13 protein-coding genes are annotated in these 16,257 nt (G+C 57.7%); 8 read left to right on the top strand and 5 right to left on the bottom strand.

Annotated elements, in window-relative coordinates; genetic code table 11:
- Positions 1-6: 6 nt before the first annotated feature.
- Complete coding sequence (locus PHT20_RS07160) at positions 7-2,580, top strand: EAL domain-containing protein (protein ID WP_301019984.1); 2,574 nt, start codon at positions 7-9, stop codon at positions 2,578-2,580.
- Positions 2,577-3,518, top strand: a complete 942-nt coding sequence (locus PHT20_RS07155) for a diguanylate cyclase (RefSeq protein WP_301019983.1) — start codon at positions 2,577-2,579, stop codon at positions 3,516-3,518. The genes PHT20_RS07160 and PHT20_RS07155 overlap by 4 nt, the downstream gene beginning before the upstream one ends.
- A gap of 6 nt (positions 3,519-3,524) precedes the next feature.
- On the opposite strand, the gene PHT20_RS07150 is transcribed toward PHT20_RS07155, so the two are convergent.
- Positions 3,525-5,573, bottom strand: a complete 2,049-nt coding sequence (locus PHT20_RS07150) for a U32 family peptidase (protein ID WP_301019982.1) — start codon at positions 5,571-5,573, stop codon at positions 3,525-3,527.
- A gap of 113 nt (positions 5,574-5,686) precedes the next feature.
- Between PHT20_RS07150 and PHT20_RS07145 the strand changes: the two genes are divergently transcribed.
- Complete coding sequence (locus PHT20_RS07145; RefSeq protein WP_301019981.1) at positions 5,687-6,241, top strand: hypothetical protein; 555 nt, start codon at positions 5,687-5,689, stop codon at positions 6,239-6,241.
- Positions 6,238-7,020 carry a heparan-alpha-glucosaminide N-acetyltransferase gene (locus PHT20_RS07140; protein ID WP_301019980.1) on the top strand — a complete coding sequence of 261 codons (783 nt, stop codon included), beginning with the start codon at positions 6,238-6,240 and terminating at the stop codon, positions 7,018-7,020. The genes PHT20_RS07145 and PHT20_RS07140 overlap by 4 nt, the downstream gene beginning before the upstream one ends.
- An 89-nt stretch (positions 7,021-7,109) precedes the next feature.
- Here PHT20_RS07140 and serB read toward each other — a convergent pair whose 3' ends face one another.
- The 4 genes from serB to PHT20_RS07120 form a co-directional block, all read right to left on the bottom strand.
- The gene (gene serB, locus PHT20_RS07135) at positions 7,110-7,832 is read right to left on the bottom strand and encodes a phosphoserine phosphatase SerB (RefSeq protein WP_301019979.1); all 723 of its coding nucleotides are present in this window, start codon (positions 7,830-7,832) and stop codon (positions 7,110-7,112) included.
- Between the two features lie 156 nt (positions 7,833-7,988).
- Positions 7,989-8,609 carry a MarC family protein gene (locus PHT20_RS07130; protein ID WP_301019978.1) on the bottom strand — a complete coding sequence of 207 codons (621 nt, stop codon included), beginning with the start codon at positions 8,607-8,609 and terminating at the stop codon, positions 7,989-7,991.
- Positions 8,610-8,624: 15 nt separating this feature from the next.
- Positions 8,625-9,509, bottom strand: coding sequence for a YihY/virulence factor BrkB family protein (locus PHT20_RS07125; protein WP_301019977.1), 885 nt, complete (start codon positions 9,507-9,509; stop codon positions 8,625-8,627).
- A gap of 19 nt (positions 9,510-9,528) precedes the next feature.
- Positions 9,529-10,608 carry a glycine zipper 2TM domain-containing protein gene (locus tag PHT20_RS07120; RefSeq protein ID WP_301019976.1) on the bottom strand — a complete coding sequence of 360 codons (1,080 nt, stop codon included), beginning with the start codon at positions 10,606-10,608 and terminating at the stop codon, positions 9,529-9,531.
- 293 nt (positions 10,609-10,901) lie between these two features.
- Here PHT20_RS07120 and PHT20_RS16725 point away from each other — a divergent pair, with 293 nt between their 5' ends.
- From PHT20_RS16725 to PHT20_RS07100, 4 genes are read left to right on the top strand one after another with little or no spacing between them, the layout of a single operon-like run.
- Entirely contained in the window at positions 10,902-13,244 is a 2,343-nt protein-coding gene (locus PHT20_RS16725) for a PAS domain S-box protein (RefSeq protein ID WP_366520908.1), read from the top strand.
- Entirely contained in the window at positions 13,183-14,079 is an 897-nt protein-coding gene (locus PHT20_RS16720; RefSeq protein WP_366520906.1) for an ATP-binding protein, read from the top strand. The genes PHT20_RS16725 and PHT20_RS16720 overlap by 62 nt, the downstream gene beginning before the upstream one ends.
- Complete coding sequence (locus PHT20_RS07105; protein ID WP_301019975.1) at positions 14,076-15,038, top strand: diguanylate cyclase; 963 nt, start codon at positions 14,076-14,078, stop codon at positions 15,036-15,038. Before PHT20_RS16720 ends, PHT20_RS07105 begins: the two co-directional genes overlap by 4 nt.
- Before the next feature lie 55 nt (positions 15,039-15,093).
- Positions 15,094-16,164, top strand: coding sequence for a chemotaxis protein CheB (locus PHT20_RS07100; RefSeq protein WP_301019974.1), 1,071 nt, complete (start codon positions 15,094-15,096; stop codon positions 16,162-16,164).
- Positions 16,165-16,257 lie beyond the last annotated feature (93 nt).

Below are 16,257 nucleotides of genomic sequence, written 5' to 3'. Positions count from 1 at the left end.
CTGTTTATGACCCTTGCCAAACCGCTTGTCCTGGCCATTGACGACACCCCCGCCAATTTACTTACCTTGGGCGCCGCGCTAGAGCCGGCTTTTGAGTTGCAAATGGCCACCTCAGGTGCCATGGGGTTGGCACTGGCCGAGAAGACGCCACCAGACCTGATTTTGCTCGACATCATGATGCCCGAGATGGATGGCTATGAGGTCTGTCGCCAGCTCAAAGCGCATGCCCAGCTCAAAGACATTCCGGTGGTGTTTGTCACGGCGCTGACCGATGCCGTGTCTGAAGCCCGTGGCTTGGCGCTGGGTGCGGCCGATTTCATCACCAAACCGGTCAATGTGGAAATTGCCCGCCAACGCATCCAAAATTTGCTTGAGCGCGAAGCCTTGCGCAAGCAAGTGCTGGAGCAAAAAAATCGATTGACCATGCGGGTGGTCGAGTTGGAGCAGACCCAAGCCGAGTTGACAAGGTCACTGGCACTGCAACAAGCGGCTGACGAAAAACTGCACCTGGCCGCCAGTGTGTTCAGCCATGCCCGAGAAGGTATTTTCATCACCCAACTGGATGGTAGCGTGGTGGATGTGAATGCCGCCTTTTCCCGCATCACCGGCTATGCCCGTGAAGAAGTGCTGGGGCAAAACCCGCGCCTGTGGAGCTCGCACCACCATGGGCCTGACTTTTACGCCAGCATGTGGCAGCAACTCAGCCACAAAGGGCATTGGTACGGAGAGCTCTGGAACCGGCGTAAAAACGGCGAGCTGTATGCCGAAATGCTGACCATCACCGCTGTCGCCGATGCTCAGGGTCAGCCACAACATTACGTGGCCTTGTTCTCAGACATCACCACCCTCAAAGAAAACCAGGAGCAGCTTGACCACATTGCCCACTTTGATGCCCTGACCAATTTACCCAACCGGGTACTGTTGGCCGACCGCCTGCGCCAAGGCATGCTGCAAGAGCAGCGCCGGGGCAAAAAACTGGCGGTGGTGTTTCTTGATCTGGATGGCTTCAAAGCCGTCAACGATGCTCATGGCCATGAAGCGGGCGACCAGCTTTTGATTGCCTTGGCCAGCCGCATGAAACAGTCTCTGCGTGAGGGCGACACGCTGGCACGCATTGGTGGTGATGAGTTTGTGGCTGTATTGTGTGAGCTGGAGGATGCACAGGCCTGTTTGCCGATGTTGGGGCGTTTGCTCAGTGCCGCCTCGCAGCCACTCACGGTCAATGCGGCGGAGCTCAAGGTCTCGGCCAGCTTGGGTGTGACCCTGTACCCGCAAGAGCAAGACCTGGAGCCCGACCAACTGCTGCGCCAAGCAGATCAGGCCATGTACCAGGCCAAGGTGTCAGGCAAAAACCGCTACAGTTTTTTTGATGCCGCGCAAGACAGTGGCATTCGCAACCACCACGAAAGCATTGAGCGCATGCGCCAAGGGCTGGCGCGCCATGAATTTGTGCTGTTTTACCAGCCCAAGGTCAACATGCGCACCGGTCAGGTGGTGGGTGCCGAAGCCTTGATCCGCTGGCAGCACCCCCAGGCTGGGCTGATGGCGCCGGGCTTGTTTTTGCCCACCATTGAAAACCATGCGTTAGCTGTTGATCTGGGTGAGTGGGTGATTCACTCCGCCTTGTCTCAAATCGAGTTGTGGCAAGCGCAGGGCTTGCACCTGCCGGTGAGTGTGAACGTGGGGGCACGGCAACTGCAGCAATCCAACTTTGTGATTCGCTTGCAAGCCATTTTGGCTGCCCACCCGCACGTGGACCCCGCCCGCCTTGAAATTGAAATCTTGGAGACCAGCGCGCTGGAAGACTTGGGGCGCGTGTCGCGGGTGATAGAAGACTGCCGCAAACTTGGTGTGATGTTTGCCATGGACGACTTTGGCACGGGTTACTCGTCTTTGACCTACCTGCGCCGTTTGCAAGTGAATCTGCTCAAAATTGACCAAAGTTTTGTGCGCGACATGCTCGACGACACCGACGACTTGGCCATTTTGCAAGGCATCATTGGGCTGGCCAAATCGTTTCGGCGTGAGGCCATTGCCGAAGGCGTTGAGACCGTGGCGCATGGTGCTTTGCTGCTGCAACTCGGCTGCGATTTGGCGCAGGGCTACGGCATTGCCAGGCCCATGCCAGCACAGCTCATGCCTGAGTGGGTGCAGCATTGGCGGCCCGAGCCAGCTTGGTGCCATATCCACGAGCTTGAGCCAGAGGATGTGCCCGTGTTGTATGCCAAGGTGGAGCACCGTGCCTGGATCAACGCGTTAGGTGCCCACCTGCGAGGCGAGCGCTTGTCGCCGCCACCGCTGGCGGCACATCAGTGTCACTTTGGGCAATGGCTTTACAACCAGGGGCAGGCGCGTTTTGGCGCGCTACCCACATTCGCTGTGCTGGTCGATTTGCACCTGCAGGTGCATGCCTTGGCCACCCACATGCTGGCTGAGCAAGCGCAGGGGCATAACGCCGATGTGCTGGCCATGCTGCCCCAACTGCATGCGCTGCGCGACACGTTGCTGCAACAGCTCGATGCCTTAGAACTTGATTTAGAGCTTTCACCCCCACTGCTTACACAGAAAGAAGCACCATGAAAATTTTGTTGGTTGACGATGCCCGCTCGGTGGTGATGGTCATGACCTCACGTTTGGCCAGTTATGGGTATGACGTGGTGCACGCCGCCAACGGCCAAGAGGCGGTGGCCGCATTTGCCAGCGCAGCTCCCGACCTGGTGTTGATGGACATTGAGATGCCGGTGATGAATGGCTTTGAAGCCACCAACCGCATCCGTGCGTTTGAGGCCACCAAGCAGTGGGCCTGGACACCGGTGATTTTTCTCACCTCGTCAGACACGGTTGAAAACCTGGTGACCGCCATCGAGGCGGGTGGTGACGATTTCATGAGCAAATTTGTGCCCGAGCCCGTGTTGCAAGCCAAGATGAAAGCCATGAGCCGCATTGCCAGCCTGCGTAAAAGCCTCTCGCAAGCCAACCAAAAGCTGCAAGACCTGGCCAGCCAAGACGGCTTGACCGGCTTGTGCAACCGCCGCAGCATGGACTTGCGTGCCGATCAGCATTGGCTAGAAGCGCAAGCCTTTGGCCGGTCTTACGGGTTGCTGATGCTCGACATCGACAACTTCAAAAAATACAACGACCACTATGGTCACCAAAGCGGCGACGACTGTCTGCGCCAGGTGGCGCAGGCTATTGAGACCAGCGTGCGCCACGCCAACGACCTGGGTTTGACCCACGGCGCTTTTGCCGCCCGCTACGGTGGCGAGGAGTTTGCCGTGATCGTGCCCATGGCCACGCCTCAAATTCTGACCAAAGTGGCCAATAGCATTGTCAGCAGCGTGCACGCCCTGGGCATAGCGCATGAGCTCAACGAGGCCTGGGGTGTGGTAACCATCTCGGTCGGTGGGGCACTCAAAAACCCGGCACAAGGCGAGTTAGTGGCACTGTTTCGCGAGGCCGATGCGCGGCTCTACCAAGCCAAGACACGGAGCCGTAACTGCGCTGTGCTTGGGGACTGAACAGTGTCAGTGTCCAAATTGTTCGCCTGCGGGTAACGGGCGGGTTTTAAAAAATGTCATCGGTGTGCCGACACGCGCCTGCGCCAATTCCTGGCGCGACTGCTTGGCCACTGCCGGTTTCATTTTGCCCACCACATGCATTTCGCAGGGTTTGCAGTCAAAGCGCAGGGTGAGCTTTTCTTTGCCGTTGACCAGTTGCAGCGGCTCAGCTTTGACAAAACCCTGCACGCCGGTCACGCCCTTGGCCTGTTTGGGGCACAGGCTTAAAGAAAACCGCACGCAGTGTTTGGTAATCATCAGGCTGACCTCACCGGGCTCTTCAATGGCCTCGTAAGCGGCATCAATCACCTTCACGCCGTGGCGTGCGTAAAACGTGCGGGCAGCGCGGTTGAACACATTGGCCAAGTAGCTCAAGGTGTCTTCAGGGTAGGGCGCGGGCGGCTCCACCGCCTGGCCTGGTAGCCAGCGCACAAAGCTTGCAGCACGTGCGGCCTCCAGTGCTTCAACCGCCTCGCGGCGCAGGGCATTGAGCAGGGAGCTGGGCACCAATACAGCATCAAATCGGCCTCTAGACCAGGTAATATCTGTGCTAATAGCTACAAAAATAGTAGTACCCAATCGACTCAACTGGCTGCGGATTTGTACCTCTGCAGCGGCTTTGTCATGCGCTTGCTGGCGATTGGCTGCGGGAAAGGGCTGCTGCACCGTGGCATGTGTGCCGTCTTCATCGGTCAGGGTGAGTTGCACCGCGTCAGGCAGCACGGCCAGCTTGGCCCAGACACCGATGCGCCGGTCGCTGCTTTTATTAATCAGCTGGCGCAGCCAACTTGCGTCGCGGTTGCGGTTGACTTCGACCCCTTTGCGCAGGTCGGGCAAGCCTTCCATCGGGTCTTTCGGGAACACGCGCCAGCTGCCTTTTTTGGCGCTGATGAGTTCGGCGCGATTGATGGCCAGGCCAACCAGCTCTTTTTGCAAATCGTAGTAACACAGGCCATCACCGTTGTGCAGCTCGGTGGTTTTGTGGCTGAGTTCAAGTTCCACCCAGTTGGGGCCAACCACGGTCACATAGCCAATCGGTAGCCCTGGGTTTTTGGGCGTGTCAAAGGCACCAATGGTGTCCTGGCGACCTTGCACAAAGTAGTCGGTAAATTCGCGGTTGAAATTCTGGTTGGGGTCGGGCGTGAAGGTGAAGCTGGTCTGGCCGCTGCTGGCGCGTGCCAGCGGGTTGCTTGAGTGCTGGCGGACTTCAATCACCTCGTCGAGCAACTTGCGGTAATGCGCGGTGATGTTTTTCACATAGGCCATGTCTTTGTAGCGACCCTCAATCTTGAAGCTGCGCACCCCGGCATCAATCAAATCGGCGATGTTGGCGCTCTGGTTGTTGTCTTTCATGCTGAGCACATGTTTGTCATGCGCGACAAACCGGCCTGCCGAGTCAATCACCTGGTAGGGCAGGCGGCAGGCCTGGCTGCATTCGCCCCGGTTGGCGCTGCGCCCGGTGTGGGCGGCGCTGATATAGCACTGGCCGCTGTAGGCCACGCACAGCGCGCCGTGCACAAAAAACTCCAGCGTGCTGCGCGTTGGGTCGGTGGCGGCACGGATGGCGGCAATTTGGGGCAGGGTGAGTTCGCGTGCCAGCACCAGCTGCGTCAGCCCTGCGTCTTGCAAAAAGCGTGCTTTCTCGGGCGTGCGAATGTCGCACTGGGTGCTGGCGTGCAGCTGCAGCGGCGGCATGTCAATGGCCAGCAAGCCCATGTCTTGCACGATGAGTGCATCCACGCCAGATTCATACAGCTGCCAAGCCAACGTGCGGGCGCCTTCGAGCTCATCGTCGCGCAAGATGGTGTTCATGGTGACAAAAATGCGGCTGTTGAAGCGGTGCGCGTGTTGCACCAGCCGGGCGATGTCGGCCACCGAGTTGTCGGCACTGGAGCGTGCGCCAAAGCCAGGACCACCGATGTAGACCGCATCAGCCCCGTGGTTGACGGCTTCAATGCCAATGTCAGCGCTGCGTGCCGGGGCCAGGAGTTCGAGTTGGTGGGGGAGTAAAGACATAGCGCGCGATTATCCCTGCCTACGCTTTGCTTCTCAATGCCCGGTGTTGGCCTGGGCTTCATAGGCGTGTCACACACCTGGGGTTGAATGCGTGTTTTTACTGGAGCACCCCTATGAGATTGGTGAAGACTGACAAAGCCCGAGAGGAGTTAACGGGCAGTTTGAGGCGTGTAGGACGCAGGGAGCGCAACTTGTTGATCTTGGCGGATGGTCAAAAAACGATTCAGGACTTTGAAATTATTTTCAAAGACGAGGCACGGCTCATGGCGGATTCGCTGATCCGAGAAGGCTATTTGACCTGCATTCGTCTGACCCAAAGTCAAAGCCCACCTAAGCCTACGCTCAAGCCTACGCCTGAATCGCTTCATCAGACAAATGCAGACACCTTTGAAGGCAAAAGGTCATTGGCCACCACGCGCATGTTTTTGTTTGACATGTGTGAACGCATGTTTTCCCGGCGTGCGCCAGAGCAGGCGCAGATGTTTCGGGATGCCTTTCGCAAGGCGCGTGACCGTGAATCCATGTTGGCTGCAGCGCGTGACATGTTGCAAGCCGTGGAACTTGTTGCTGGCGCTGAGCGAGCCGACGCCATTGGTCAGCGCATTGCCATGCTGCTGCCAGTTGAAGTTGATGATGAGGCATTTGCCTTGTCTACACTTCATGCATGACCCCTGCACGATTTGATCGCTTTAACGGATTTGACCGTTTTGACCACCTAGATGCCTTGCGTGGCTTGGCCATGGTCTGGATGACTTTGTTTCACCTGGTGTTTGACCTGAACCACTTTGGCTGGGTCAAGCAAGATTTTTACCGCGACCCGTTCTGGACCTGGCAGCGGGTGGCCATCGTCAGCCTGTTTTTGTTTTGCGCCGGTTTTGGCCAGGCTGTGGCTGCGGCACAGGGGCAAAGTTGGGCGCGGTTTGGCAAGCGCTGGGCGCTGGTGGCGGGCTGCGCGCTGTTGGTCAGCCTGGGGTCGTGGCTGATGTACCCGCAAACCTTCATTTACTTTGGTATCTTGCATGGCATGGCGTTAATGCTGGTGGTGGTGCGCCTCACCGCCCACTGGGGGCGCTGGCTGTGGCTGCTGGGTGCGCTGGCCATTGCATCAAAATTTATAGCTGCTTATGCACTATCCATGGGCGCTAGCGGCCAATTTGTTGCACGGATGAATTCGCCCATGATGAATTGGCTGGGGTGGATTACTCAAAAACCCGTCACCGAAGATTACGCCCCGCTGTTCCCCTGGCTGGGTGTGATGTGGTGGGGCGCCGCGGCTGGCGCTTGGGCGCTGAAGCATGCCCTCGCGATGCTGCACAAGCCGTTGCCCCGCGTCGGGCAGGCGCTGGCTGCACTGGGGCGCTGGAGTCTGAGCTATTACATGCTGCACCAGCCGGTGCTGATCGGGGTGCTGATGGGGTTGAGTTGGTTGGGTTGGCCTCGCCCGTGACTTGCATTCGCCCTGAGGCCAGGGCTATTGGTGCTGGCAGGTTTGGCGCTTGACAAGCCTCATGCTTTCAAGTGAATGAAGCATGAAGGTCAGGTGAATATTTCCAGCAAGCGGTCTAGCCCACCGCTGTTGATGGCTACTTGGGCTTGCTCGCGCACGGCTGGTTTGGCGTGGTAAGCCACCGACAAACCGGCGGCGCGCATCATGGGCAGGTCGTTGGCACCGTCACCCATGGCAATGCACTGCGCCGGCTCAATGCCCAGCAAGCTGGCCACGTCCAGCAAGGTGCGGCGTTTTTCAGCACCATCGCAAATGTCACCCCAAGACTGGTCGACCATGCGCCCAGTGAGTTCACCACAGTTGGCACCGCTGCGAACTTCCAGCACATTGGCGCGGGCAAAGTCTAGCCCCAAGCGCGCTTTGATGCGGTCGGCAAAAAATGTAAAGCCGCCCGAGACCAGCAGCACTTTCAGACCGGCGGCCTTGCAGGCATTGACCAGCCGCTCAGCCCCCGGGTTGAGCTGCAGACGCTGGGTGTAGATCAGCTCCATGTCGGCCACTGTGACGCCCTTGAGCAAGGCCACGCGTTGGCGCAGGCTGGACTTGTAGTCGGAAATTTCACCCTGCATGGCGGCCTCGGTGATGGCTGCCACCTCGGCTTTTTTGCCCACCGCATCGGCAATTTCGTCCACACACTCGATGTTGATCAGGGTCGAGTCCATGTCAAAAGCAATGAGTTTGAAGTCGGTCAACTTCAGGTGGGAGGGCAGGTGTTGCAGCACCAGGCCAGGGGAGAGTTCTTTGGGTGACATTGGAAAAATAAACGATGAAAGATGTAGCGGATGTCGCTTGATGGCAAACTGGCGCTCGCCGGTTCAGGTGCAACACTGCATAGTTTATTGAATCCGCCAGTGCCGCCAGAAATGGGCTATTTGAGATTTCTGCGTCCCTTATTGCTTGACAAGCCCTTAGCCCCCCAGGACTGGAAACAGCTTGATCAGGCCGTCAGACATGACCTCAACCGCCAGCGCCGCCAAAATGAGCCCCATGAGCCGGGTCATGACGTTGATACCGGTTTTGCCCAGAATGCGCGCAATGGGCTCGGCCAGGGTAAAGCACAGCGCAGTGGCCAGCGCCACAACTACACCGTAGCCCACCAGCGTGCTGAGTTGCCAAAAGGTTTTGGCTTTTTCGGCGTAAATCACCACTGTGGACATGGTGGCCGGACCAGTCAAGAGCGGAATGGTCAGCGGCACCACGGCGATGCTGGCACGCGCGGACGAGTCCTGCATTTCTTCGGCATTGGTGCGCGCCTCGGCTGGTTGGGCGTTGAGCATGGACAGCGCCGAGGTCAGCAGTAGCATGCCGCCCCCCACCTGAAAGCTGGCCAGCGAGATGCTGAAAAATTCCAGAATGTGCAGCCCCAGCAGTGCGCAACTGGCAATCACTACAAACGAGCTGAAGGCGCTGATGCGAATCGTGCGGGCGCGTTGCGCTGGGCTGAAGTCGTGCGTGTAGTGAATAAAAAACGGCACGATGGCCAGCGGGTTCACAATCGCCAGCAGGGTTACCAGGGGTTTGAAGTCCATTTGAGGTTTTCTGATCTATTTTGAAAGTGCTGATTGGAACAGTATGTTAGTGCGCGACCCAAACACATTTGCATACACCCAAGTGAACTCCGCGCCGATCAGGAAAATCTGCGCTGAGTAATACACCCACAGCAACACCACCACCAGCGAGCCCGCAGCGCCAAAGCCCGAGACGATGCCGCTGCGGCCAATGTAGACCCCGATCAGGCTCTTGCCCAGCGTGAACAGCAGCGCAGTAAACACCGCACCAATCCAGACATCGCGCCAATGCACATGCACGCGTGGCATCACCTTGTAAATCAGGGCAAACACAGCGGCCACCAAAAAGAAACCAGCAATGCCGTTGACCACGCTGGCCACGGTCAGCCAGCCACCAAACAGTGGGCTCCACCAGCGTTCCATGGTGGCCAGCACAGCGCTCAGCACCAGTGACACCATCAGCAAAAAGCCGATGGCCAAAATCATGCCAAACGACAGCAACCGGGCGCGCAGCAGTGCAATCCAGCCATTCGTCTGGCACCTGGCGGGCACACGCCAAATGCGGTCAAGCGCGCCTTGCAGCTCGCCAAACACGGTGGTGGCCCCAACCAGCAGCAACAGCAGCCCCACCAGTGTGCCAACAGCACCTTGGGCAGGCTGGTCAACGCTGACCAGCAGCGCTTGCACTGCGCTCGCACCTGCATCGCCCATCAGGGCGCGCAACTGCCATTCGATCTCACCACGCGCTGCGTCCTGCCCAAACACCAGTCCCGCCACGGAGATCACGATCAGCAGCAATGGGGCCAATGAAAACAGGGTGTAGTAGGCCAGCGCTGCACCCATGCTGGGTACATAGTCGTCCAGCCAGGCGTTGGTAACTTGTTTGAGTAGAGCCCAGCACTGTGGCAAATCAATTGGCATCACAGTGGCCTGAGTCGTTTCAAGGGGTATGTGTGATCACGCCTGCATTGACTCGCACCTTGTCACCCACTTTGAACCCCGGCTCAGCTGCAAAACTCACCGTTTGCGTGGTTCCGTTTTGCAGGCGCACCAGCACTTCAAAGTGGTTGGTTGTGCGCGACTTGGCTTCCAGCGCCCGGCCGGCATAAGCCCCGCCCAAAGCGCCAGCAATTTGCGCCACTGTGCGGCCTGTGCCAGCGCCCACCTGGTTGCCCAAAATGGCCCCTACCACGCCGCCGCCAATGGTGCCGAGGTAGCTGCCCTCACCTTTGACCTCGATCAGGTTTACCGACTCCACCACACCACACGTGGCACACACCCGGTTGATTTGCAGGGGTGCTGGTGCGCTGTCACTTTGCAAAGGTTTGCCCAAAATGGCGCTGCCCACGTGCTCGCCCAGACGCATGTTGGCCGTCACAACGCTGTTGCGGGTGATGCGGTCACGGTTTTTGATGATGTAAGTGTTGGCGTACTCACCGCTTTTCACCTCGGGCAAAAACACCTTGCCCCGAACTCCTGTAATGGCCAAATCCACCTGCGCACCAGGCGTACCAAACACCGAGAAATACAGCTCGCTGCCCCCCACCAGTGCGGCAGCCGGGTCTACGTTGAAATGCTCAATTTTGGGTTGTGAGCCCGGAGCTGATTTTGTTTGATGCACCCCAACGCCGATCTGAAGGGATTCGTTCAGGAACACACTGGTGACCTGATTTTTTAGACGCAAATTGGCTGTGACAGCACTGCCAGCGGCAATTTTGTCGCGGCTGCTGATGGTGTAAGTTCCCAGGTAGTGCCCGGCCTCAACCTCAGCCAGCGTCAAATTGCGTACCGCCCCGGCAATGTGCAAGGTGGCTTGACCGCCTGGTGTGCCGTCCATCTCAAAGTTCAGCTCCACACCCGGACTAAGCCGTTTGACTTCGTCGACGTTAAAACCGTCAATGCGGGGCAGCGTTTGCGTGGTAGTGTGGGTTTGGGCTTGTGAGGAACCTGACCCCAGAGCCAGGGGCAGCAGCACGGCGGTTAGCGCCAGCAGCTGACTGAATGTGCGCAGAATGTTCATTGGGGAGTACCTTGTTGGAAGAAGATGGCATGCAGGCTGCCAGGGGCAATTTGCTTGCAAGGGCAATATCGGGGAAATGGGTTTATTTGGTCTTGGTGAAATCGTGTGATGCGGTTCACACCAGCACGGGCGAAAAGGCATTGTTGGTCAGTGCTGATATTCGTTCTGTGCGCAACCGTACAGATGGCAAAGTTATTCCTGCAAAGAATAGGCGTATAAGCACAAGTGCGTCAGTTCATCCTTTCGGTTCTCCCGTTCGGCCTGATTCACTTTTACAGAAATCGAGCCAGCACATGACCCCCATACTTTTTTCAGCCTATGGACGCCAAGCACAGGTATGGATTGCCGCGCTGGTTTTGCTGGTAAGTTCAGCGGTAGGAGCCCTGTTTTGGTCATTCAGCCAAATTGAAGACGCTGCAAAGGCCCGCAGGCAGGCCAACTCGGTGGTCAGCAACGCCAACGACTTTTTGTCTGCCCTGAAAGATGCAGAAACCGGCCAGCGCGGCTATTTGTTGACCAACGACGATGCGTTTCTGGCGCCCTATCTGGCCGTGCGTGACAGCATCAAAAGCCGGTTCGAAACACTGAACCAGCTGGCTGTGGGTAGCCCGGGGCAAATTCACCTGACCCCTCTGGCTCCATTGGTACAAGCCTACATGGTTGAACTGTCAGATGCCATCACCACGCGCCGCAACAAGGGGCAAAGCGCCGCCCAGGTGCTGGTCAGCAATGCCCAGAGCAAACAAGCCATGGATGTGATCCGAGATCACATCAACCGTTTTGTTCAGTCGCAGGCTGACAATCGGTCGCTTCGCGAGGCTGAGTTTCAGTCTCACATGCAGCGCCTGTTCAGCGTCATCGTCATCGTCAGCCTGCTGGCGTTGCTGGCGGCCATGGTGTTGGCTTGGTGGCTTTACCGACAAGCCGGGCAACACCTGAAAAATCAGGTGCATCTGGAAACCCGGCGGTTGCTTGAAAATCAGGAAGCCATTAACCGGCAACTCCAGCAAACCAACCTGATGCTGCGGGTAAGTGAAGAAAAGCTCACTGTTACCCTCCGCTCGATTGGCGACGCGGTGATAGCCACCGACGCAGCAGCCTGCGTGACCCTGCTCAACCCGGTGGCGCAAGACCTCACGGGGTGGACACTAGAGCAGGCCTTGGGTCGCTCGATTGATGAAGTTTTCAACATCATCAACAAAGAAACCCGCAAAGCCGCCACCATTCCAGTGGCGCAAACGCTGGCGCACGGCACGGTTCAGGGCTTGGCCAACCACACCGTGCTGATTGCCCGCGATGCCAGAGAGTTCGACATTGCCGACAGCTGTGCCCCGATCTGTGACGCAATGGGTCAGGTAGTAGGTGCCGTGCTGGTGTTTCGCAATGTCACCGATGAATACGCGGTGCAACAGTCGCTGCGCGACAGTGCTGCACTGGTTCAGACCATTCTGAACACCGTGGTGGACGGCATCGTCACCATTCACGCCCACGGGGGCATCATCGAGTCGGTCAATCCGGCCATTGAACTCATGTTTGGTTACAGCGCGGCTGACCTGGGTGGCAAGCACCTGAGTCAACTCATTCCTGAGCTTGACCAAGACCAGCACACCATGTCGCTGGCCTATTACGGTGTGAGTGCCGAGGCGCGAGCCAATGGTATGGGTCGTGAAGTGCTGGGTCTGCGCAAGAATGGCAGCGCTTTTCCGCTTGAAATTGCCGTCAGCGAAATGATGCTTGGCGGGCAACGCTACTTCACGGGCATCTTGCGTGACATCACAGCACGCAAGCAATTTGAGGCCGCGCTGCTCAAAGCAGGTGCTTTGCAAAAGGCCATTTTTGACAGCGCCAACTTTTCCAGCATTGCCACCGACGCAAAAGGTGTGATCCAGATTTTCAATGTGGGGGCTGAGCGCATGCTGGGCTACGCCGCCGCCGATGTGATGGACAAAATCACGCCCGCCGATATTTCTGATCCGCAAGAGGTGATTGCACGCGCCAAGTCGCTCAGCCTGGAGCTTGAGACCCACATCACCCCCGGTTTTGAAGCGCTGGTGTTTAAGGCCTCGCGCGGCATTGAAGACATTTACGAGCTGACCTACATCCGCAAAGACCGCAGCCGCTTCCCCGCCGTGGTGTCGGTCACCGCGTTGCGCGATGGCGAAGATGCCATCATTGGCTACCTGCTGATTGGCACCGATAACACGGCTCGCAAGCAGATTGAGGCCGAGCGAACGCGCCTTGAGCAAGTGTTACAAAACAAAAACCTGGAGCTTGAAGGTGCGCGCGAGGTGGCTGAAACCGCCAACCAGGCCAAGTCAGACTTTCTGTCGAGCATGAGCCACGAACTGCGCTCGCCGCTGAATGCCATTCTGGGTTTTTGGACAGTTGCTGGAGTCCGGCAAGCCTGCGCCCACACCGACCCAAATGGCCAGTGTGGCTCAAATTCTCAAGGCAGGCTGGTATTTGCTGGAGCTGATCAACGAAATTCTCGACCTGGCGTTGATCGAATCCGGACGTTTGTCTCTGTCGCTGGAACCCACCTCGCTGCACGACGTGTTTCAGGATTGCCAGGCCATGATCGGGCCGCAGGCCAAACAACGTGGCATACACCTCAAGTTTGCCGTGGTGGACAGTGACTGCTATGTCAACGCGGACCGAACCCGCCTGAAACAGGTGCTGATTAACCTGTTGTCCAACGCCATCAAATACAACACACCGAGCGGCATGGCTGAGGTGAGTTATGTGAAGCAGGCATCGGGGCGCTTGCGCATCAGCGTCACCGACAGTGGCAAAGGTTTGTCGCCAGAAAAAATTGCGCTGCTTTTTCAGTCTTTCAACCGCCTGGGGCAAGAATCTGGCACCGAGGAGGGTACCGGCATTGGGTTGGTGGTGAGTCGTCGGCTGGTGGAGTTGATGCAGGGTGAAATTGGTGCCCAAAGCACGGTTGGCGTGGGCAGCGAGTTCTGGTTTGAACTGGACGCAGTGGCTGCACCCCAATGGTTGGCTGACAGCCACGACGGGTACACCATGATTTCTTTGCAAGGGTGCCCAGGTGCGTCAGTGCGAACACTACTGTATGTGGAAGACAACCGTGCCAACATGGAACTGGTTGAGCAGCTCATAGCCCGCCAGAGCGACATGCGGCTGATTGGCGCCACAGATGCGATGCGCGGCATTGCCATGGCACGCACTTACCAGCCAGATGTGATTCTGATGGACATCAATCTGCCCGGCATCAGTGGCATGCAGGCGCTGCAAATCTTGCGCGATGACCCCACCACGGCGCATATTCCCGTGCTGGCTCTGAGTGCCAACGCGATGCCGCGCGACATTGAAAAAGGACTTACAGCAGGGTTTTACCGCTACCTCACCAAGCCGATCAGGGTCAATGAGTTTTTGGCAGCGCTTGACGATGGCTTCAAAATGGCCCAAGAGCGAACTGAACAGCCACTTTTGTTGGCTACCCCATGATGCTCAGCCCCGCCGATATTTTGTCCGCGCAGATTCTGATCGTGGACGACCAGGAGGCCAACGTGCAATTGCTGGTGCAGTTGTTGCAAGAGGCTGGCTATCAGAACCTGACCACCACCCGTGACCCGTATGCGGTGTGCGAGTTGCACCGCAGCCAGCACTTTGACCTGATTTTGCTTGATCTGCAAATGCCAGGCATGGACGGCTTTGCTGTCATGGCCGCCTTGAAGCAGACCGAAGGCCAGGGCTATGCCCCGGTGCTGGCCATCACGGTTCAGCCCCGCCACAAGTTGCGCGCATTGGCCTCGGGGGCCAAAGATTTCATCTCCAAGCCGTTTGACATAGAAGAGCTCAAGACCCGCATTCACAACATGCTGGAAGTGCGCCTGCTCTACAACCAGCTGGAGCACAACAACCTGACGCTGGAGGCCCTGGCGCTGCACGATGCCCTGACCCAGTTGCCCAACCGTCGTTTGTTGCTGGATCGTTTGCGCCAGGCGCAACTCAGTTCGGCGCGCACACACCGGCACTGTGCCCTGCTGTTCATGGATATTGACCACTTCAAGCAACTCAATGACACCTTGGGTCACATCGCGGGTGACGAGCTGCTGCAGCAGGTCAGCAAACGCATTCTCGGCTGCGCCCGTGAGGGCGACACGGTGGCGCGTTTTGGGGGCGACGAATTTGTGGTGTTGCTGGAAAGTTTGAGCGCCAGTGGCACGTTGGCGGAAGGGCAAGTCAAGGTGATTGCCGACAAAATGCACCATGCACTGCGGCAAACCTATCAGTTGCTCGGTCAGACCTATGACACGTCGCTCAGCATCGGTGTGGCGATTTTTTCGGGGGATGCCCAAGCCATGAGCAGCTTGTTGAAAAAAGCCGACCAGGCCATGTATCAAGCCAAAGCCGATGACACCCAAGGGGTCTGTTTTGATGCTTCTGGCATTTCAACAAAATAAGGCGCTAGCGCCCGTCTATAGTGCATGAGCAGCTACACATTCAGGAGTATTCAAGATGCCAAAAAAACACCCTCAAAGCCCTGATCAAGCCCCTGCTTTGCAGCCAACCGCGCTGTCCACAGAGCCTGCTGCAAACCAGACTTTTCCCATCGTGGGCATGGGTGCCTCAGCTGGGGGTTTGGCTGCGATTGAGGCCTTTTTCTCGGGCATGCCCGCAGACGCGGACCCTGGCATGGCCTTTGTGCTGGTGCAGCACCTGGACCCGGACCACAAAAGCCTGCTCACCGAACTGATCGCACGGCGCACCCGCATGCAGGTGCTGGAGGTGACTGATGGCATGGTGGTGCGCGTCAACTGCGCCTACATCATTCCGCCCAACCGCGACATGGCGTTTTTGAACGGCGCACTGCAACTGCTCGAACCCACCGCGCCGCGCGGCCACCGCCTGCCGATTGATTTTTTGTTTCGTTCACTGGCCGCAGACCAGCACGAGCGAGCCATTGGCGTGGTGCTGTCGGGCACTGGCAGTGACGGCACGCTGGGTGTGCGTGCCATCAAGGTTGAAGGCGGTATGGTGATGGTGCAAACGCCAGCGTCGAGTGAATTCGATGGCATGCCACAAAGTGCACTGGCCACCGGCATGGTGGACTTTGAACTGCCACCGGCTGACATGGCAGCGCAACTTATCGCCTATGTGGCGCACGCCTTTGGTCGCCCGCCGCATGCAACAGGTGTGGCGACACCCCTGAGCGGGAGCGCCTTAAAAAAAATATTTGTGCTGCTGCGGGCGCAGACTGGGCATGACTTTTCTCAGTACAAGCCAAGCACCATTTACCGGCGCATAGAGCGGCGTATGGCGGTGCACCAAATTGATGCCATTGACAGTTACGTCAAATACCTGCAACAAACCCCGGTCGAGGTGCAAGCCCTGTTCAATGACCTGTTGATTGGTGTGACCAACTTTTTCCGTGACCCGGAGGCTTTTTCGGCGCTCCAGGCACAGGTGATCCCCAAACTGTTTGAAGGCAAGCCCGCTGGCAGCGCGGTGCGTGTCTGGTGTACCGGTTGCTCCACCGGTGAAGAGGCCTATTCTGTTGCCGCCGACCGAAAACTGAGCCACTTTTAGAGGTTATGCCGCCCCAAAACTGAGCCAGGTGTTTTACTAGCGCTGCCTACTTTTTAGGCAGGAGCAAACAAGGTGATCACCATGGAATTTTTA

The organism is Rhodoferax sp. (assembly GCF_028715765.1).
In the GTDB taxonomy this organism is placed as follows: domain Bacteria; phylum Pseudomonadota; class Gammaproteobacteria; order Burkholderiales; family Burkholderiaceae_C; genus Rhodoferax.
The sequence above is the reverse complement of the archived record's forward strand: the minus strand, read 5'-3'. Positions and strand labels throughout refer to the sequence as shown.